Below are 21,388 nucleotides of genomic sequence, written 5' to 3'. Positions count from 1 at the left end.
CGGTAGCTTAAGCAAGGGTAGCTTTAAGCAAGGGTGACTTAGACAAAGGTAAATCAATATCAGGTTTATCGGCTTGCAAGGTTATGTGTTAGCCAGTCGATAGACCTGCTGATTAGCTCAATGACGTTAACACAGTTATTTAAGGATATAAGTAGTCAACATGGATGTTAAAAAGTGTATTTGTCTTCTATTTTTGTTGTTCACTTTAAACGTATTTGCCAATAGTGCGATTGCCAGCACTGCCATTACAGTCGATTGGGATAACCTAAGACCTGCGGCTGAGCCCAATCCTATTGTGCTTCCAGAGCTGAGTCGTGAGCATTTAAGTAAAATACAAAACGTGTTTACTTTGATGCACTCCACTGAGCCCGCAGATGAAGAACAGCTAACGGCGCTGCTAGCAGAGCTCAAGCAAGACAATATTGATGCCATTGAACTGCTAAAAATGCGTGAGGCGTACATTGAAGCGCAAAAACTCGCCTCACAGTCTCTTACCACCGAATTTGATGGTAAAAACGTGCGCATCCCCGGATTTTTAGTGCCCATTCAATTCTCTGATGCCATGGTCGCCACTGAGTTTTTATTGGTGCCAGTGGCAGGGGCGTGCATTCATATGCCTCCTCCGCCTGCCAATCAAATTGTGCGAGTGTCATATACCAAAGGCTACGCTATGCGAACGGTGCAATATCCCGTGTGGGTGGAAGGCGTAATGCAATCCTCATTAACCACAGAGGATGTCTATATCGTAGATGGCACGAGCAATATTTCGATGGGCTATCAGTTACAGGCTTCTATGGTGATGGATTACCATTGATAGCAGGCATAAAAATCCATGACAACAAAAAGCCAGTGCACGTGCACTGGCTTTCTCTTTATATTCAGCCTAGGCCTGATTAAGCCTAAACCCAATTAAGCGATCGCAAGCTGACGGTTTGGTTTTTTGATAATGATAGAGAGCACAATCGAAACCAAAATAAGCGCCAACATTACGTGGAAGGTGGCTAAGAATCCGCCAAATAGTGAGGCAATAACCGAACCTGCAAAACTGCCGATACCAAAACCTAGGTAAATTAAGCCGTAGTTTTTCGCAACATGTTCTAAGCCAAAGAAGTCGCTCACCAAAGACGGATATACGGTGATGGTTCCGCCAAAGCTAAATGCAATACAGGCCAGTGACCAATAGAAGGTATTTTGTGTTGGCGGAATGAACATTAGAACGCTCACCCCAGCAAGGCAGATAACCAATGCAATGGTAATGACGTACACGCGTGTAATTTTGTCTGATAGTACCCCAAGTACGACACGTCCGCCTAAGTTGGCAACGGCGATCACAGAGACGGCAGTTGCGGCGATGTCCATGGATAGGTGTACGTAGTTTTGACCGATGTCTTTGGCAATCCCGATAGCGTATAAGCCCGACATACATACAGTGGTAAACATCAGCGCTAGCATGTAAAACTGAGGTTTCTTGAGCGCTTCTTGCAGAGTTAAATGGTGATGAGATTCAGCATTCGCGCTGTTTTGCGCAGTTTGTTTTGGCGCATCTTTCACTAACATAGCGCCAATTAACACGAGTACCATTGCAGTGACGCCCCATACTTCAAATGAGTACGACAAACCAAAGTGAGTCAGTGAATACATATTAATGTATTTAAAGCCCAGACTGCCCAAACCGTACGCGCCAATCGCGCAGGCAGACGCAATGCCTTTGTTGTTAGGGAAGAACTTAATGCAGTTGGTGAGGGCCAACAGATAGCCAGTACCGTCGGCAAAACCCACGAGGAAACCCGCGCACACATAAAGCGCAGTTAAGCTAGAAGCAACAGAGGTAAGGTACAGACTCGCCCCAAGCAACAGCCCAGAAAACGCGATGACTTTTTTGATACCAAAGCGTTCTTGTAGTTTACCCGATAGCGATGATGCGACCGCTAGTGCAAGGCTGAGCAGACCAAATGAGAACGCCACTTGCTTAACGGGTTCGTCCAATTTGTCTGCCAGATGGGCGTTAAATAAGCTCCATGTGTAAACAGAGCCTAATGCAAATTCAATTAAAACGGTGCCGAGTAACGTCGACCATTTGTCGCGAGAGCGAAGAGTAGTGCTCATGAGATGCCTCAAAAATAAATCAATTGCGTGTAAATTAAGAGATTATTTTTAAGGCTTCAATGGCAAGGGGATGATAGAAAATGAACTGTATCAATGTGAGAATGAAATGCAAAAATACGGAATGAATTACAAGCCCATACGTTCACGAAACTCTTTGATATTAGAGCGACTCACTGGAATTTGTGTCGCTACGCCTTTGCATTTCAAACGATAAGTACCGCTGTGCCACGGGGTGATTTCTTCTATTTTTTCTAAGTTTACCCAATAAGAGCGGTGCGCTTTAAAGAATTTAGCGTTATCGACTTTTTCTACAAATTCACTGAGCATCATCGGCGAGGTAAACGCGCCGTGTAGGGTTTCGATATCGGTGATTTTACCGTTGGCCGAGGCAAACAGAATATCGTTGACTTCAATGACTCGAATACGGCTACCTTGATACAGATTGACGCTGCTGTCAGAGGCTAGACTCGGTGCGTCGCTATCGGCTAATTCAGTGGTGAGCTTATTCAGTGTTTTTTCGACGCGATCTTCGGTATAGGGCTTGAGCAGGTAATCAAAGGCTTCAATTTCAAAGGCCTCAGCGGCGTGCTCTTTATAGGCAGTGGTAAAAATAATGGCGGGCTGAGATTTAGAGTTATACAGGCTTTTAGCCAAAATCATGCCGTTGATTGAAGGAATATTAATGTCTAAAAACGCCACATCAACCTGTGTGGATTGCAAAAACTCCAATGCCTGTAATCCATCGCTAAATTCAGCAATGATGTTTAAGTCGCTGTATTTGCGAATTAAGTATTTAAGCTCTTCACAGGCCAAATATTCATCTTCTACTACGATGGCGGTTTTCACAGTGTTGCTCCCAATGGAATAGTGAATGAGATTTGAGTACCGGATACTGGAGACTCTGGATTTTGACGCTTCTGGTTTTGAAGCCCCTGATCTTGAAGCTCCTGATCCTGAAATAGAGAATTAAGGCGCTGAATATCCAAACCTTGCCCATACAAGAGTTTAATGCGCTGATGCACATTATTTAAACCGATGCGCTTTGAATCTAAAGTGCCGGCTTGCACACCATCTATTACGGTTTGTGGTATTCCTACGCCATCATCACAGACGGTGATTTTAACGCGATCATCTTGCTGTTTTACCGAAATGCTTACCGTGCCGCCACTGCCTTTTGGCACTATGCCGTGGCCGATGGCATTTTCCACTAACGGCTGAATAATCAAAGGTGGCACAGAGACAGCCACATCATCGATATCAAATTGTACGGTTAGCTTGGTACCAAAGCGGGCTTTTTCAATCGATACATAGTCGTCGACTTGTTGCAGTTCAGCTTCAAGTGGAATCATTTCCGCCACATTCTCTAGGTTAAAGCGCATAAATCCGGCCAGTTTACCGACTAAATCGCGAGCTCTATCTGGTTCAATACGAATAAGTGTTGAGATAGCATTTAAGGTGTTGAACAAAAAGTGCGGGTTTATTTTGTTTTGCAGTGCACCAAACTCGGCTTCATTAGCCATCACTTTAAGTTGTTCAACTTTAGCCACTTCCAATTGTGTGGAGATAAGTTGTGATAAACCAATCGCCATTTCATGTAGCGATAGTGTAATTTGATGGGGCTTACTAAAGAAGATTTTCAGTGTGCCAGTGACTTGTCCATTTTCGGATAATGGGATAATCATCAACGAACGAAAGGCATGCTCGCGGATGTCGTTGCTTTCTATGATGGTGTTGTTTTGAATCGCTTTTAAGGTCATCAAACTGACCTGAGTGTGATGATTATAAAACTGCTCTTCACCATAGCCCACATACACCTGCACATCTTTAGTATCGGTAATTGCCACCGCATCGGCATAGGTTTCGGCGCGAATAATATCGCACACTTTCTTTAGGGCATCGCCCGTATTTTGGCGAATGAAAGGCAGAGTTTGGTTCGCTACTTTTAATGCTTGCTTGGCTTGATAGGCCGCGACTTTATCTTTTTCACTTTCGGTATCTTGTAGCCACTTAATAATCAGACTTACGCACAAAGCGCCGATGATCATAGGTAGAGCAATGGCATGCACAATCGAATACGCCAGCACTTTATCGTCATTTAGAATGATAATTAACCCCATGGTCATCACTTCACATATTGCGGCGACCAACACGCCATATTTGGCATAGTGAGCGTAATTGGCTCGAATATGTACCCACGAGGCTAACAGTCCGGCGAATACACTGGTGATAAGGCAAGGAATCGAAGAGGGGCCATTTAGATCAATAAGATAACGGTGCACACCAGAAATTAGCCCTACTGGAATACCGACCCAAGGGCCAAACAAAATACCGCCAGAAACAATAGAGATAATACGCACGTTCACCAACGAACCTTCGACATTAACCCCGGTATAAGTGCTGAAAATCGCAAAGAGGGTAAAAAACAACGTCAGTATGGTCAGTTCCATACTACTGCGACTTTGTTTAGTAATGATGGCCTGAAAAATTTGCGTATGAGTCAGAAAATACAGCGCCATTAACAGCAAAGAGGCTCGCTCGACGACCGCTAGTAACATCATCAGTTGTTCAATATACATTGTTCAAAGCACTTAGTTGAATATGGCTCGCGATTTTAACGTTAGGCTGTTTTTTTAAGCAAGGATGAAGCCTAGGCAATTATTGAAACTTAAAACCCGACTTTTGCGTGTGGTTTAGCCGACAAAGGAAATCGCGCCAGAATTTAGGTTATGCGTTCTGAATTATTCGAGTTATTGCGCTTTATGCAGCGGTAATTACATGATTTTATTTACATTAATTCAATGTTCCCTAATTACACTTCTATCACAGTTTCAGGAAGCAATTCGGCATAGGGTACAAGCCTTGTGTAGCGGGCTGTTTAAGAAATGGAAACTAATAATACCGTCTACACATTCGTATGCGATGTGATGCAATGGAGGATGTATCAGTTAACGTCTGAATATTAAAGAAAATTTGCGATAGATATGAGTATGAAAATCAAAAGTGTGTTTGAAAAAAGTCGCCAAGAGCTCTTGGACATGGGGTTGCGTGGCAACACACTGCTTAGCTTAGGTAAGGGTGCTAAGGTTTTAGAAATTGTGGATGAAAAATCCTCTCAGGTTTTTGATACTTTGGTGAATAAGAGTCGGGAAATGAAATTCATTGCCGCTCCTGATGCTTTAGAAGATGAAAATTCACCTTTGTTATTGAGTGAATTGACCGAGCATCTGCAAGGCAGTGTTGGCGATAAACGCCACGAAGATAATTCACTGCAAACTCAATTATTTCGCCGCAGTTTAGATACTCGTCTACTTAAAATTCACTCAGAAGCGCTCACTTATGTGCAAGAGCAAGGTGTGGATCTTTTGTATATCGCTACTGGCTTTTTACAATGGTACGAAGACGACCATTCCAGTAAAGCCCGTTACGCTCCGCTAATTTTAATTCCCGTTAAACTGACCCGCGCAGAAGCCGGTGATGCGTTTAAGCTTAGATATACTGAAGCGGATCTGGGCACCAACTTAACCCTTGCAGCCAAACTCAAAATGGATTTTGCCATTGAATTGCCTAAATGTGAAAGCGACGATGGCGAGTTTGATTTACAGCACTATTTTGAGTTAGTCAGCGAAGCGGTCGCAAAAGAAAAACGCTGGCAGGTGGTCAGTGACAAAATCGCTCTGAGCTTTTTCTCTTTTGGTAAGTTTCAGATGTACCAAGACCTGTCTGATGAGGCGTGGCCTGATGGACAAAAACCGTCAGAAAATGCGGTGATTCAAAAGTTATTCGGTGGCGGTTTTGAATCTGATAGCACGCGTTTAGATTCCACGCCAATGGATGTCAATAAAGCCGAAGCCATTCAGTTGGTACTTGATTCCGATTCTAGCCAAACGGAAGCGGTACTAGCGGCTAAATCTGGCGCGAACCTTGTAATTCAAGGGCCGCCGGGGACAGGTAAATCGCAAACGATCGCTAATATTATTTCGCAAGCCTTAGCCGACGATAAAAAAGTGTTATTTGTGGCGGAGAAAATGGCCGCATTAGATGTGGTAAAACGACGTTTAGACAACTGTAATATTGGTGATTCGGTACTTGAGCTTCACTCGCATAAAGCCAATAAAAAAGCGGTGTTAGGCTCTCTTGAAGAGACTTTACTACAAAAAGCGCCAGTGACACCTCAGCGCAGTGACGATATCCAAAAATTGGTGGCGTTGCGCGCCCAATTGGATAACTACAGCAAAGCGGTGAATACGCCGATTGCCGATACTGGCGTTAGTTATCAAGTGGCATTAGGCCATTCATTGCAAGCTGAGCAACGCCTGCAAGAGTGCGACATTGATAAAACCCTATTACCTGAAATCACGCCAGTTATTAGTCAGTGGTCAAAAAGCCAATACAAACAAGCGCTAGGCAATATTCAAGAGTTAGTGGATTACATTAGCGCGCATGGCTCGCCAATGGACAATGCCTTTAACCCGACCACCTTGTGTGAAGCCTCACCAGCACTGCTTTCCAGTAGCAAAACACTGTCATCAAAGCTGGTGGACGCAAAATGTCAGTTGATTGAACAGGTAAAAACTTTAGCAAGCAGCGCCAATCTTGCCTTACCTATAGAGTCATATAGTGATGCCTTAAAAGCGCTTGCTTCATTGCAGATGATTGCCTCAAAGCCAAATTTACAAGGCTTAAATAGTGATACTTCAAAGTGGTCGCAACAGGGCGAAGCGATTTTGCAGTTTGCTGAGCAAGGTTTGTCATTGCAAACGGATAGACAAACCCTAGAAAGTGAGTTTGTCGATGCCGCATTTGATTACGATTGGACAACGCTTCGCGGCACATTTTCCACCACAGGTAAAAAGTGGTGGCGCTTCTTATCAGGCGACTTTAGAAAAATGAAGGCCAGTTATGCAGGGTTACGAAAAGACGGCCTTAAGGGTGACGTCAACGACTGGCTTAATGCAATTGATGCAATGCAAGACTTTGAATCTAAGCAGAAGAAATTTGTTGAGTCGGCGCAGGTGGCGATTGCCGTTATTGGTAGCCACTACCGAAACTCAAACACCGATTGGGGCTCGCTACTTGAGCCTTTGCAGTGGTTGTATCAAGCCACTACCGCGATTAATGAGCAGCGCATTGACCCTAGTGTAGCAAACGTGTTTGATGCGCAGCAAAGCCCAATATCGCAAGGGCAAATGGATACTGTCAATGAGCAGCTTGCTACTCATGATGCTTTGCTTGATGAGTTGTGTATTGCATTGCAAATGGATGTCGAAGCCTTTGCTGAGCAGCTAAGTCTACGCTCCATGCAACAGCTACAAGCATTGCCAATTGATCTAGACGCTTTGTATGAATTGGTGCGTTTTAACCGTATTAGCGCAAGATTAGATGAACAAGAGTTATCCGCTTGGAGCATACTCGCTCGCACTTGGCAGAGTAAACCTGAATCCTTGTTACTGGCGTTCCAATATCAGTTCTACTCGCAACTTGTGAATGAGGTGTATGAGAAAGAACAAGCGATCAGTGAATTTGACCGAGTGGGGCATGAGCACTGCATCGAGCAGTTTAGAGTGATAGACAAACAGCTGTTTGGTTTTGCTCAAGAGAAATTAGTGGAAGATTTATACGCACGTTTGCCAAACCCAAGTGCTCGTGGTGAGGTGGAAACGCTGCGCCGAGAGTTTAATAAAAAGCGCAGACACCTGCCAATCCGCCGCCTACTTAATCGTTCGGGCAGAGCCATTCAGCAAATTAAACCTGTGTTTATGATGAGCCCGATGTCAATTTCGACCTATCTTGAGCCGGGCAGTATTGAGTTTGATCTGGTGGTGTTTGATGAAGCGTCACAGGTAAAAGTAGCCGATGGTTTAGGCGCAATATTGCGTGGCAAACAAGTAATTGTGGTGGGCGATACCAAGCAGATGCCACCAACTAGCTTCTTTGGTCGTCAGTTCACTTTAGATGATGAAGAAGCCGAAGAGAGCTTAACGGCGGATATTGAAAGTATTCTAGGCATGTTCTTAGCCTCTGGAGCACCTGAAAGAATGCTGCGCTGGCACTATCGTAGTCGCCATGAATCATTGATTGCCGTTTCTAACCAAGAGTTTTATGACAACAAGCTGATGATCTTCCCATCATCAGGCATTAATCCGGATGCAACGGGACTGACGTTTAACTATCTACCTGAAACCACTTATGACCGAGGTGGCGCGCGAGTCAATGTTGGCGAAGCGCAAGCGGTTGCTAAAGCGGTGATTGAGCATGCGACAACCATGCCGCATCAAACATTGGGTGTGGTGGCATTTAGTACTGCGCAACGTGACGCGATATTGCTTGAAGTCGAGCGATTGCGTAAAGAAAATCCGCAGTTGGAGCATTTCTTTGCGCACCACCCAGAAGGCGAAGATTTCTTTGTGAAAAACTTAGAAAACGTGCAGGGTGATGAAAGGGACAGTATCTATATCAGTATCGGTTACGGTAAGACAGCCGAAGGGCGCTTGCCAATGAGCTTTGGCCCAGTCAACTCAGCAGGGGGCGAGCGCCGTTTGAATGTATTGATCTCGCGTTCTCGCCTGGCAATGCAGGTATTTTGTAACTTTAAATCAGAAGAAATGCCGACCACAGCAGAATCGCCATTTGGCGTGCGCGCATTAAAGCATTTCCTACATTATGCCGACACCAAGCAACTGATTCGCGCTGAGGAAACGGGTAAAGAGCCGGATTCTCCGTTTGAAGAAGAGGTGATTTCCACTATTCGTAGCCTGGGTTATAGCGTACAACCGCAAGTGGGTTGTGCGGGATTCTATATTGATATTGCGGTGCGTGACCCAAGCAAAGAGGGGCGTTACATGTTGGCGGTTGAATGTGATGGCGCAACCTATCACAGCTCAAAAAGCGCCAGAGATAGAGACCGTATTCGTCAAGGTGTGTTAGAAGGGCTTGGTTGGCGTTTCCATCGTATTTGGAGTACTGACTGGTTTAGAAATCGTCATAAAGAGTCGCAACGTTTGGATGACGCACTGCGCTCCGCCAAGGCTTATTATGCTAATTTTGATGAGCAAGTGGTCAAGCCAAAACCTGCGCAAAAACCCGCGCCTAAAGCCAGTATTGAGCGAGTGGAAAGCCAAGTTGAAGTCGAACAATCTGGCGCAACTTATGCAGTGGCTGACGTGCAAAATCTGTATTTAAAACCGGGTAATACCATTCCTGAAATGGAGCAGTATCAACTGGCTAGCGACATAGAAACGGTATTGAAAGTAGAGTCGCCAATGCACGCTAAGCATTTGGCGATACGCTTGTTGTCAGCACTCGGTACGACCCGTACTGGCGCGCGTATTATGCGCTCTATCGGGGATGCGTTACAGGAGTTGCAACACACAGGTAAACTCCATGTTGATGGTGATTATGTGATTTATCATGATAAAGAAACCAGCGTGCGTAACCGCAAAAACTTGCCGAACAATGAACGTAAGTTTGACTTTATTTGTGACGATGAAATTGCATTAGCGGCAGTCGAAACTGTTAATGATACTTTTTCTATCCCACAAGATGATTTGATTCGTGGTGTGACTGAAGTGCTAGGCTTTTCAAGTACCAGTCAAGCGATGCGCAGTAAAGTAGAAGCAGTGCTGGTGGAATTGGTGAATGCGAAGAAAATCAGTCTAACCGGTGATACCTACCGCATGCCACATGCGTGATTTACCGCTCTAAATCCTGGATCACTATCTAAGCCACGACTGCATACTAGAAGGCTTGAGTTACGCTGTAACTTAAGCCTTTATTTTTTTATAGAGTACAGTTACTGTAAGTCAGTGATCGTTCGGCCATTGGCCAGCGTATCCCCAACTTCCGCGCCATTGATCATCTGTCCCAAAGGTGACTGCGGCGTAATCACCACCAGTTTGTCGTTATCAACTTTAAATCCACCACAAACAGGCAACAGCCAGCAAGTCATGCCATTATCGAGGGTGACAATGGCCCCCAGTGATATCTCGTCAAGATCGTCGAAGTCGCGCAGTACCAATGAATTAAGGCAGCTGATCATAGCATCACAATCGGCGACGCGTTGCGATTGTCCGTGAGCGAGATAGGCAGCTTCAATCGCTACTGTGTCATATTGAGTCTCGGCGACGCTTTGTTCATGGGTGGCGTCACCGTGCGCACTATCTGCCGCTTTTAATGCGTTGAGACGCTGAGCATGCAGCACTTGCAATAGATCTTGGCGTAGGGGTTCTTTGTCAATCAGAGGGGTGTCAGTCATAGTGCGCTAGTGTGAAGTAAAAGCGTATGGTAACGAAAAGTGAGCGAGTGTGCGATATGAATACGCTTGAGGCGATAAAAAACAACCTGCCACTGATAAAGTGACAGGTTGCCATAGAGGATGGAGGATAACGACTAGAAATTATTTGTCAGCGCTGGTGGAGCCGATTTTATGGATAGCAAGGTCAGCACCAATAAATTCGTCTTCTTGGCTTAAACGTAAACCAAATAGCTTGTTGATGATGCCGTACACAATAAAACCGCCTACGATTGCGACGATAACGCCCGCAACAGTACCAATGATTTGTGAGATAAGGCTAACGCCGCCTAGACCACCTAGTAGCGGTGAGCCAAAGATACCTGCTGCAATTGCGCCCCATACACCACACAATCCGTGTAACGGCCATACACCTAGCACGTCATCAATTTTTGTGCTGCGCTGTAATTTGGTAAATACCCAAACAAATAGTGCACCGGCAATACCACCGACAACAAATGCGCCAACAGGATGCATGATGTCTGAGCCTGCACATACTGCAACTAAACCGGCTAATGGACCATTGTGAATAAAGCCTGGATCACTTCTGCCTACGATAAGCGCAACGAGCGTGCCGCCTACCATCGCCATTAAGCTGTTTACCGCAACCAGTCCATTCACACCGTCTAAGGTTTGTGCTGACATGACGTTAAAGCCAAACCAACCAACAGTCAGAACCCAAGCACCAAGCGCTAGAAATGGAATGTTAGAAGGCGCAAAAGCAATGCCTGGTTTACGGCCGCGACGAGAGCCCAGTAGATAAATCGCCACTAATGCCAACCATCCACCCATGCCATGCACCACAACAGAGCCTGCAAAATCATGGAACTGTGCACCAAATTGGTTCTCTAGCCAGGCTTGGAAACCAAAGTTACCGTTCCAAATGACACCTTCGAAAAATGGATAAACAAAAGCGACGATAAGTGCCGATGAAAATAGAAACGGTTTGAACTTGCTTCGCTCTGCGATACCACCAGAAACAATGGCAGGAATCGCGGCGGCAAAGGTCAGTAAGAAAAAGAACTTAACCAGTTCATAGCCGTGGTTTTGCACTAAGGTGTCGGCACTGACAAAAAAGTTTTGTCCGTAAGCAATTTGGTAGCCAATCACAAAATAAGCCACGGTTGCCAGTGCAAAGTCGGCCATGATTTTTACTAAGGCATTGACTTGGTTCTTATGACGTACAGTCCCCACTTCTAAGAAAGCAAAGCCTGCGTGCATCGCAAGAACCATGATGGCACCAAGAAGGATGAATAAAGTATCTGCGCTCTGCGCAACGGCACCAATTGCCTGACTAATGTTGTCCATAATTTGTATCCAGATGAGTGTCTAATTTCTGGATTTATTACTGCAAAAAACGTTCCAGTTTTTGGCTTAACTGAATAAACAGTACAGGTTTTTGTGAAAACCGTGCAAAACCTGTTCAATGTGCTGTTTTTGTCGGCATAACAAGATAAAAAGTAGTGGAGTAACGCTCTTATGTTGTGCAATTAAACATAGATAATGTGATGTGGTGCATTGTTTTGGTGCATAACTGTTGTGTTGGCACTAAATTGGTGCGCTGTAATGGTGCGCGGGTCAGATGTTTTATGGTGCAGGGATATTAATACCAATCGTACTAAATAACTGATCATTCTAGCTTGTTAAAATGCTCGATAACGGCGTTAGAATTTTTGATTGTAGAATAACTACTTATCGAAAAATTCTGCCTTGTTCTCGAGCATTTTTCCTGCGTTAGCTCTGATCACTTACTTAGTGTGATTGGTATAAGCCGAACCTCAGTTCAAGTTTGCTACATAAGCAGTAAATAGAATCAAAAATAGAGGGGATAGAAGGGGATAGAAGAAGGGATAGGACAGAAACAAAAAACCCTAGTTAATAGATTAACTAGGGTTTTAGTATAGCGACTTAGTCAGTATCAGCGATTAAGCTGCTTGACGTGCGCCTTTTCTTGATGCGTTAACAAGTAGGATACCAACACACAATACGATTGAACCACAAACTAGGAACAATAGACGTCCTGTTGGTTCGTTCGGAATAAGTGCCATTGCTAGTACACCAAAACCCGCTACGCAGATTAGGTTACCAAGCATTGAACGTTGTTTAGTATCAAGGTCTTGTTGAGCTTCACCTTCTGCAACAACAGGGGTGTTCCAGTTAGTGAATAGTTGGTCAACTTCTTTTTCACGTTCAGGTGTAAGACCTTTGTACGCAAGTGTTGTTAGCAAGAAGAAGCCACCCGTAAAGATTACGTGTGCTGCTAAGCTTAGACCTACTTTAAGGTCAGCCCACTCACGCGTAGTCAGTGCTTGATCCAAACCAAAGATGTGTTCTACATCGTGCGCTGTAAGCGCGATACCGAAGATGTAAGAAACAATACCACCGACAATTAGAGTCGTCCATGCAGCCCAGTCTGGAGTCTTGCGAATCCACATACCTAGTAGGATAGGGATAAGCATTGGGAAACCAATTAACGCACCGATGTTCAATACAATGTCGAACAAGCTTAGGTGTTTCAATGAGTTGATGAATAGACCAATCGCGATGATGATCAAACCAAGAATAACAGTGGTTGCTTTACTTACTGCTACTAGCTCTTTCTGCGACGCATGTGGACGTAGAATAGGGCTGTAGAAGTTCATGATGAAGATACCAGCGTTACGGTTTAGGCCTGAGTCCATAGAAGACATTGTTGCTGCAAACATTGCAGACATCAGTAGACCAACCATACCAGCAGGCATTACGTTTTCAACGAATGCTAAGTATGCAGCATCACCAGCTTTGCTACCCATATCTGCATATTGTGCTGCAAAATCAGGTTGGAAAGCGGCCATGTACCAAGGAGGTAAGAACCAAATTAGTGGACCAATGATCATAAGGACACAAGCTAGGCCTGCCGCTTTACGTGCATTGTCACTGTCTTTAGCACAAAGGTAACGGTACGCATTGATACTGTTGTTCATTACACCGAACTGCTTAACAAAGATGAACACGATCCAAAGGATGAAGATGCTCACGTAGTTAAGGTTGTTACCCAGCATGAAGTCGCCTTGGAAGTTGCTAACGATGTTACCAATACCACCACCTGCAAAGTATGCAGCGATAGCACAAGTAATTGTTACCGCCATGATTACAAGCATTTGCATGAAATCAGAAGCAACAACCGCCCAAGAACCACCTGTTACCGCCATTAGCATTAGAACTAAACCAGTAACGATAATGGTTGCTTCCATAGGGATATGGAATACAGCAGCAACGAAGATAGCAAGACCGTTCAACCAAACACCGGCTGAAATCATGCTGTCAGGCATACCTGCCCAAGTGAAGAACTGCTCTGAAGTTTTGCCGAAACGCTGACGAATTGCTTCGATAGCTGTTACTACGCGAAGTTGACGGAACTTCGGTGCAAAATAGATGTAGTTCATGAAATAGCCAAATGCGTTAGCTAGGAAGAGAATTACTACGACGAAACCGTCGGAGAATGCACGTCCAGCAGCACCTGTGAATGTCCATGCGGAAAACTGCGTCATAAAAGCAGTTGCACCAACCATCCACCACAACATCTTACCGCCACCCCTGAAGTAGTCACTGGTGGATGTTGTAAATTTTCTGAACATCCAGCCAATGGCTAATAAGAAGAAGAAGTAGGCGATCACAACAAAAGTATCAATAGTCATTTATTTCAGCCTTAAGGTCTTAGATTAACTAGGGTCAAGCTTAGCTTTTTTCCACTGTTAATTGTACTACAATATACACTTAACGTGATCCAGGTCACATTTTTGGATTTGAATATCAAGTTGATATTTTTTACTTAAAAATCAATAGCTTATGTTTTTTAAAAATAAAAAATATCCCGTTTTTGTTTAATTATGCAACGCTTGTGCATTTGCTTTAGTATTACAAGATGTAATCTTTTCATATAAACGTAAGAATAGTTTAATGTTTAATAGCGTAGACCAGTTTTTAAGGTTTGCTTGAACTTAATTCGCAACGAGTATTTTTTATTCAATACCCGCTAGATTGTGAAATGTACCCAGGTAATTCAATCTTTCAATATTGAACAATTGGTTGCCATTTTGTGTGTGATTTAACGTGGTATTAACGGTGGACGCTTTGGGTTTTGAACAGCAAAGATGATCATTTATTGATTGGGAGTGGTGATAGCAAGACATTTCAATAAGTCATTGTCTCTGAGAGTGGTATAAGAGCAAGCATCAAGAATGGTCTTTAAAAATAGACTCTAAGAAAAGGTATCAGGGACAAGCATAAAGAGCAGGCATAAAAAAAGCGAGCTCTAGGCTCGCTTTACAGAGTCATGTTTACAACTAAATTAGCTAACGTGAGCTACAGCGTCACGAACTAGAGCGCCTAGTTCATCCCACTTGCCTTCGTCCATTAGTTTAGTTGGAACCATCCAAGTACCACCACATGCAAGAACTGCAGGGATGTTTAGGTACTCGTCAACGTTTGCAAGGCTAACACCGCCAGTAGGCATGAAGTTTACTGGGTAAACTGCTGTTAGTGCTTTAAGCATTGGTACGCCGCCTGATGGTGCAGCAGGGAAGAATTTAAGAGTACGAAGACCCATTTCCATTGCTTGCTCAACTAGGCTAGGGCTGTTTACGCCAGGTACGATTGCAACGCCTTTGTCGATACAGTATTGAACTGTACGAGGGTTGAAACCAGGGCTTACGATGAAGTCAACACCAGCGTCGATAGAAGCGTCTACTTGCTCGTTAGTAAGAACAGTACCAGAACCGATTAGCATGTCTGGGAATTCTTTACGCATAACACGGATAGCTTCGATTGCACATTCAGTACGTAGAGTCACTTCTGCACAAGGCATGCCGTTTTCAACAAGCGCACGACCTAGTGGAATTGCATCTTCAACTTTGTTGATTGCAATTACTGGGATCACTTTAAGACTTGCTAGTTTTTCGTTTAAAGTTGTCATTTTATTTCTCATCAAATAATGTGTGAGTCTGCATAAGCAGGACAATTTATAAAGACAGTTCAGGCATCGCTTCTACTGGGATAATCGCGCCAGCATATTGAATAACAGTACCTGCTACCGCGTGGCCGCTTGCTGCTGATTCAAGAGCAGTACCGCCACATAGGCGTTTAGCTAGGAAACCTGCGCTGAAAGAATCGCCTGCCGCAGTGGTGTCAACGATGTTGTCAATTTGGTTTGCAGAAACGTAGTTAGCGTTTTCGCCTTCAACAACTAGACACTCTTTACCGCCACGTTTAATTACGAGTTCTTTTACGCCAGCACCTGTAGTACGTTCAATACATTGCTCAACGTGTTCGTCACCGTAAAGGTCTTGCTCGTCGTCAAACGTTAGAAGGGCAGTATCAGTGTAACTTAACATTTTTAAGTACCACTTTTGTGCGTCTTCTTGGCTCGACCATAGTTTAGGACGATAGTTGTTATCAAAGAAGACTTTACCTTCAAATTTATCAAGGAACTTGAATAATTCGTTACGGCCGTTTTCAGTCAAGATAGCTAGCGTGATACCGCTTAGGTAAATTGCATCATAGCCACTTAGTGTTTCGATGAGTGTTGCAGATTCAGTTTGGTCAAACATGAATTTTGCAGCTGCATCGTTACGCCAGTAGTGGAAGCTACGCTCGCCAGTATCGTCTGTTTCGATGTAGTAAAGGCCAGGTTGCTTGTCTGAAAGACGTGCGATTAGGCTTGTGTCGATGTTCTCTGCTTGCCATTTAGCGAGCATGTCTGTGCTGAATGGGTCTTGGCCCAAAGCGGTCACATAGCTAGTTTTGATGCCATGTTTGTGAGTCAGACGAGAAAGGTACAGTGCAGTATTTAGTGTATCACCACCAAACGCTTGCTTGAGAAGGTCACCTTTCTGTTGCAGCTCAATCATGCACTCGCCAATGATCGCAATATTTAATGATTTCATATGCTTACCTAAGCTTAATTGTGCTTTATTGATTATTTAAGAAAATCTTCACGTGCTGGAGAGAACAGGTCTAAAAGCTCGCTGCCTTCTTCAAGTGCAACTGCACCGTGTACAAAGTGCTTAGGAGCGATGTAAGCATCACCCGCAACTAGGATTTTCTTTTGGCCTTCAATTTCAGCTTCAAAGCTACCAGAAATCACGTAACCGATTTGGTCATGAATTTCATGCGCGTGAGGATGGCCGATTGCGCCTTTTTCAAAACGTACACGAACGCCCATTAGCTCGTCAGTGTAACCAACGATTTGACGGCTTAGACCGTCGCCTAAGTCTTCCCAAGGTTGGTCTTTAGAAATGAAAAATGGATTCATGATATGTTCCTTTATAGGTTTGAGTTTTTACAAACTAAAAAATTAACTATTACTAAGGATATAATAATGGATTATTTTTAATTGTCATACAATAAGTTTATAGTTGTGTGACCTAGGTCAAGTGTAGGTCTTTTTGTTACGTTAAACTTTAGCTTGACTCTATGAGTATTTAATAATAGTCAGAAAATAATTCAGGAAGCAATTGTTTGTGTGACCTCATTCATTCTTTTTTGACCGTCACATAGGATTATAGTTAATATTGTATTACTTTATCGTGTTTTTAATAATTCTCGCTAGCTGAGGAATCACAGCACAATGACGACACAACCGATATTATTGACCGCAAAAGAAATTGAGCAACTTCGTAAAGAAGTAGGCCGCTCTACCTTAATGGGTAAAGCGATTGCAGAAAACGTAACCGCGCTTGAAGCTTTTATGAGTTTGCCGCTAGATGTACCAGGACATGGTGATGGCGGGAGTTACGAACATAACCGCCATAAAGACAACTACACCTATATGAACCTAGCGGGTCGTCTTTTCCTCGTGACTCAAGAGCAGCGTTACGCTGATTTTGTGATTGCTCTGCTAGAAGATTACGCAGACAAATACTTGGAGTTGGGCTTTCAGGTGCAAAAGAACACCAACCCAACCGGTCGTCTATTCCACCAGATCCTAAATGAGCATGGCTGGTTACTCTTTACCAGTATCGCTTACTCTTGTGTTGCGTCAGAGATGACCGAAGCGCAACGCCAGCGCATCATTGATCGCATCTTTATCCCTATGATTGAGATGAGCACTGAAAAATACGCACACCGTTTTGACCACATTCATAACCACGGCGTGTGGGCTGTAGCCGCAGTGGGTGCCTGTGCGGTAGCAATTGGCCGACCAGAATATTTAGAAATGGCGGTGTACGGTAAAGATCGTGAACAGCAAAGCGGGTTCTTAGATCAAGTGTCGAACCTATTTGCACCCTCTGGTTACTACCTAGAAGGGCCTTATTACTCACGATTCACTATTCGTCCTCTAGTATTATTGGCTGAGATTATTCATCGCCATATGCCAGAAGTGGATATTTACAATTATAAAAACGGCGTGGTGGGTAATACGGTACAAGCATTGCTAGCGACCGCATACCCGAACGGCGTTTTCCCTGCGATGAACGATGCTTCGCAAAGCATGAGCATTGCGGATGCTGGCGTTAAAGTGGCGGTGAGCATTTATGGCGCGCACTACGCATTGGATGACAATATTTTAGGTATGGCGAAGATCCAAGACAGCGTATGGATGCATCCATGCGGTCTTGAAGTGTCTCGCGCCTATGAAAAAGCCTCTGCTGAGCGTGAAATCGGTTTGCCGTATTGGCCAAGTATGGAACTTAACGAAGGTCCAGAAGGCGAGCAAGGCGCGCAAGGTTTTGTGCGCATGCAAGACAAAAGCGGTGATGTATCACAATTGGTGATGAACTACGGCATGCACGGTATGGGCCACGGTCACTTTGATACTTTGGGGATTACCCTGTTTAACCGCGGCCATGAAGTGTTGCGCGAATACGGTTTTGCTCGTTGGGTGAACGTTGAGCCTAAGTTTGGCGGCCGTTATTTACCAGAGAATCCGTCCTACGCTCGTCAAACGGTTGCACACAATAGTGTAACGATTGATGAAACCTGTCAGAACTATTTTGATGTTGAACGTGCTGATTCTGTACATGGTTTGCCGCATTTCTTTGAAGTAAATGATAAAAATATCAAAGGGATGAGCGCATTTGCTAATAACCATTACGATGGTTTTGCTATGCAACGTAGCGTCTTTTTATTGAATCTAGACGAGCTTGAAGCGCCGTTATTAATAGATCTTTACCGTTTAGTCGGTGAGGGCGAACATCAATACGATTATTCTCATCAGTATGCGGGTCAAATTATCCGTACTAACTTTGAGTATGAAACATTTAAAGAATTAAATACCCTAGGTGAAGATAATGGTTATCAGCACCTATGGAAAGTAGCAGCGGGCGAAGCAAACGAAACCGCATTGGTAAGTTGGTTGCAAGATAATAGCTACCATACTTGGCTAGGCACTAGCTCAAACAGCGATGGTTCAAACAGCACTGGTGAAGTGATCTTTACCCGCTCAGGTGCTAACGATCCTAGCTTTAACTTGCGCAGCGAGCCGGCCTTTATGCTGCGCAGTCGCGGCGAATCCACTTTGTTTGCCTCTGTAGTAGAAACACACGGTTACTTTAACGAAGAGTTTGAGCAATCGGTGAATGCCCGTGGTCAAGTGTCGAATATTAAAGTGATTGGTCACAACGAAATTGGCTCAGCCATTGAAATCACCACCAAAAATTCGGTAGTGACTGTGCTTGTTTCGAATCAATCTGATGCAGACGCTGCTACTGTTAACGAAATGACATTTAATGAACACACTTTCAACTGGACAGGATATTATTCAGTGGAAGTCAAAACACAATCTCAGGAGATTAATTAATGAGCTATCAACCATTACTGCTTAATTTTGAAGAAGCAGTTGAACTCCGTAAAGAACTTGGTAAGGATAGCCTACTAGGTCAAGCGTTGGCTCGTGATATCAAGCAAACTGATGCTTACATGGCACAAGTGGGTATTGAAGTACCAGGACACGGTGAAGGTGGTGGCTACGAGCACAACCGTCACAAGCAAAACTACATCCATATGGATCTTGCTGGTCGTTTGTTCTTGATCACTGAAGAAGAAAAGTACCGTGATTACATTGTTGAGATGCTAACGGCATACGCAAAAGTGTACCCAACACTGGAAAGCAACGTAAGTAAAGATACTAACCCTCCGGGTAAAATCTTCCACCAAACACTGAATGAAAACATGTGGATGCTGTACGCATCTTGTGCGTATTCTTGTGTTTTCCACACTCTATCTGATGAGCAAAAAACGCTTATCGAAAACGACTTGTTCAAGCAAATGATTGACTTGTTCGTGGTGACTTACGGTCACGATTTCGACATCGTACACAACCACGGTTTGTGGGCGGTAGCAGCAGTCGGTATTTGTGGTTACGCAATCAACGACCAAGCGTCAGTTGATAAAGCGTTGTATGGCCTGAAAATGGACAAAGTAAGCGGCGGTTTCCTAGCGCAACTTGACCAATTATTCTCGCCAGACGGCTACTACATGGAAGGTCCTTACTACCACCGCTTCTCACTACGCCCAATTTACTTGTTCGCGGAAGCGATTGAGCGTCGTCAACCAGAAATCGGCATCTACGAGTTCAACGACTCTGTTATTAAGACCACTTCTTACGCGGTATTTAAAACAGCATTCCCTGATGGTTCATTGCCAGCATGTAACGATTCATCGAAAACGATTTCTATCAACGATGAAGGCGTGGTTATGGCAACCAGCGTTTGTTTCCATCGTTATGAGCAAGCTGAAACATTACTTGCAATGGCTAACCACCAACAAAATGTTTGGGTGCACACTTCAGGTTTGACTCTGTCGAATGCGGTTGAAGCGGCGGACGAAATCAAGCCATTTAACTGGGGTAGCTTGTACATTACCGACGGCCCTAAAGGCGACAAAGGCGGCCTAGGCATTTTACGTCATCGTGATGAGCAAGATGACGACACAATGGCGCTTATTTGGTTTGGTCAGCACGGTTCTGATCACCAATATCACTCAGCGCTGGATCACGGTCACTACGACGGTTTACACCTAAGTGTATTCAACCGCGGTCTTGAAGTGCTTCACGATTACGGTTACGGCCGTTGGGTTAACGTTGAGCCTAAGTTTGGCGGTCGTTACATCCCTGAAAACAAGTCTTACTGTAAGCAAACTGTTGCCCACAACACAGTGACGGTTGATCAGAAAACACAAAACAACTTCAACACAGCGCTGGCTGAGTCTAAGTTTGGTGCAAAACACTTCTTTAACGTTGAAAACGACAAGCTACAAGGTATGTCTGGTCGTATTTCTGGTTACTATGAAGGTACGGACATGCAACGTAGCATTCTACTTGCTGATCTACCTGAATTTGAAAAACCATTGGTTATTGATGTGTACCGCATTCAATCAGAGCAAGAGCATCAATACGACCTACCTGTACACTACACAGGTCAAATCATCCGTACTGATTTTGAATACCAAACTGAATCTACACTGAAACCAGTAGGCGATTCTGATGGTTACCAACACCTTTGGAACCTAGGTTCAGGTAAAGTAGAAGGCAGTTCTCTTGTGAGCTGGCTGGTAAACAACAGCTACTACTCGCTAGTGACTAGCGCTACTGCAGACAGCGAAGTGATCTTTGCACGTCTAGGCGCGAACGATCCTGACTTCAACCTACGTAGCGAACCTGCAATGATCCACCGCCAATCTGGTAAAGATCATGTATTTGCTTCTGTTCTTGAAACTCACGGTTACTTCAACGAAGAGTTCGAGCAATCTGTTAATGCTCGTGGCCTTGTTGAATCAGTAACAGTGGCTGAAAACAATGAAGTAGGCACGGTAGTGTGCATTAAGACGACTTCAGGTAACACATACCACTTCGGTATCTCTAACCTAGAAGAAAGCGCTCAGCAAGGCGAGCACACAGTTGGTGCGTTCACTTGGACAGGTTCTTTTGCTCAACTTTAAGAGCTAGCTAATCCGTTTGGATTAGTAAACTAAAACGCAAAAAACGAAACGGATGTAGGCTTAGCTTACATCCGTTTT

Annotated in this window: 13 protein-coding genes; 4 read left to right on the top strand and 9 right to left on the bottom strand. The window is 44.2% G+C overall.

All coding sequences use genetic code 11. From position 1 onward, the window contains the following. Nucleotides 1-160: 160 nt before the first annotated feature. Complete coding sequence (locus OCU38_RS16265; protein ID WP_261824517.1) at nt 161-814, top strand: DUF3299 domain-containing protein; 654 nt, start codon at nt 161-163, stop codon at nt 812-814. 95 nt (nt 815-909) lie between these two features. Here OCU38_RS16265 and OCU38_RS16260 read toward each other — a convergent pair whose 3' ends face one another. From OCU38_RS16260 to OCU38_RS16250, 3 genes are all read right to left on the bottom strand, one after another. Beyond that, a complete protein-coding gene (locus tag OCU38_RS16260; RefSeq protein WP_261824516.1) occupies nt 910-2,106 on the bottom strand; it encodes an OFA family MFS transporter in 1,197 nt (398 codons plus the stop codon). Nucleotides 2,107-2,232: 126 nt separating this feature from the next. Continuing rightward, nucleotides 2,233-2,952: a LytR/AlgR family response regulator transcription factor gene (locus OCU38_RS16255; protein ID WP_261824515.1), complete on the bottom strand. Its 720-nt coding sequence runs from the start codon at nt 2,950-2,952 to the stop codon at nt 2,233-2,235. Further along, complete coding sequence (locus OCU38_RS16250) at nt 2,949-4,682, bottom strand: LytS/YhcK type 5TM receptor domain-containing protein (RefSeq protein ID WP_261824514.1); 1,734 nt, start codon at nt 4,680-4,682, stop codon at nt 2,949-2,951. Before OCU38_RS16250 ends, OCU38_RS16255 begins: the two co-directional genes overlap by 4 nt. A 411-nt stretch (nt 4,683-5,093) precedes the next feature. Here OCU38_RS16250 and OCU38_RS16245 point away from each other — a divergent pair, with 411 nt between their 5' ends. After that, nucleotides 5,094-9,794, top strand: coding sequence for a DUF3320 domain-containing protein (locus OCU38_RS16245; RefSeq protein ID WP_261824513.1), 4,701 nt, complete (start codon nt 5,094-5,096; stop codon nt 9,792-9,794). 101 nt (nt 9,795-9,895) lie between these two features. Here the strand turns inward: OCU38_RS16245 and OCU38_RS16240 are convergent, their stop codons facing one another. The 6 genes from OCU38_RS16240 to OCU38_RS16215 all read right to left on the bottom strand — a co-directional run bounded on the left by OCU38_RS16240 (nt 9,896) and on the right by OCU38_RS16215 (nt 16,685). Further along, nucleotides 9,896-10,357, bottom strand: a complete 462-nt coding sequence (locus OCU38_RS16240) for a GreA/GreB family elongation factor (RefSeq protein ID WP_261824512.1) — start codon at nt 10,355-10,357, stop codon at nt 9,896-9,898. 141 nt (nt 10,358-10,498) lie between these two features. After that, on the bottom strand, nt 10,499-11,701 hold the full coding sequence (locus OCU38_RS16235; RefSeq protein WP_023403582.1) for an ammonium transporter: 1,203 nt from the start codon (nt 11,699-11,701) through the stop codon (nt 10,499-10,501). A 617-nt stretch (nt 11,702-12,318) separates the two neighbouring features. Continuing rightward, on the bottom strand, nt 12,319-14,070 hold the full coding sequence (locus OCU38_RS16230; protein ID WP_261824511.1) for a sodium:solute symporter family transporter: 1,752 nt from the start codon (nt 14,068-14,070) through the stop codon (nt 12,319-12,321). A 653-nt stretch (nt 14,071-14,723) separates the two neighbouring features. Continuing rightward, the gene (locus OCU38_RS16225; RefSeq protein WP_152820670.1) at nt 14,724-15,347 is read right to left on the bottom strand and encodes a bifunctional 4-hydroxy-2-oxoglutarate aldolase/2-dehydro-3-deoxy-phosphogluconate aldolase; all 624 of its coding nucleotides are present in this window, start codon (nt 15,345-15,347) and stop codon (nt 14,724-14,726) included. Nucleotides 15,348-15,393: 46 nt separating this feature from the next. Beyond that, nucleotides 15,394-16,317, bottom strand: coding sequence for a 2-dehydro-3-deoxygluconokinase (locus OCU38_RS16220; protein ID WP_261824510.1), 924 nt, complete (start codon nt 16,315-16,317; stop codon nt 15,394-15,396). Nucleotides 16,318-16,349: 32 nt separating this feature from the next. After that, nucleotides 16,350-16,685, bottom strand: coding sequence for a cupin domain-containing protein (locus tag OCU38_RS16215; protein ID WP_152820674.1), 336 nt, complete (start codon nt 16,683-16,685; stop codon nt 16,350-16,352). 315 nt (nt 16,686-17,000) lie between these two features. Between OCU38_RS16215 and OCU38_RS16210 the strand changes: the two genes are divergently transcribed. Both OCU38_RS16210 and OCU38_RS16205 read left to right on the top strand, forming a co-directional pair. Continuing rightward, nucleotides 17,001-19,172, top strand: coding sequence for a heparinase II/III domain-containing protein (locus tag OCU38_RS16210; protein WP_261824509.1), 2,172 nt, complete (start codon nt 17,001-17,003; stop codon nt 19,170-19,172). After that, nucleotides 19,172-21,310 carry a heparinase II/III domain-containing protein gene (locus OCU38_RS16205; protein ID WP_261824508.1) on the top strand — a complete coding sequence of 713 codons (2,139 nt, stop codon included), beginning with the start codon at nt 19,172-19,174 and terminating at the stop codon, nt 21,308-21,310. The genes OCU38_RS16210 and OCU38_RS16205 overlap by 1 nt, the downstream gene beginning before the upstream one ends. Nucleotides 21,311-21,388 lie beyond the last annotated feature (78 nt).

This window comes from Vibrio neonatus, from assembly GCF_024346975.1.
In the GTDB taxonomy this organism is placed as follows: Bacteria; Pseudomonadota; Gammaproteobacteria; order Enterobacterales; family Vibrionaceae; genus Vibrio; species Vibrio neonatus.
This window is presented reverse-complemented; position numbering and strand designations above follow the sequence as displayed.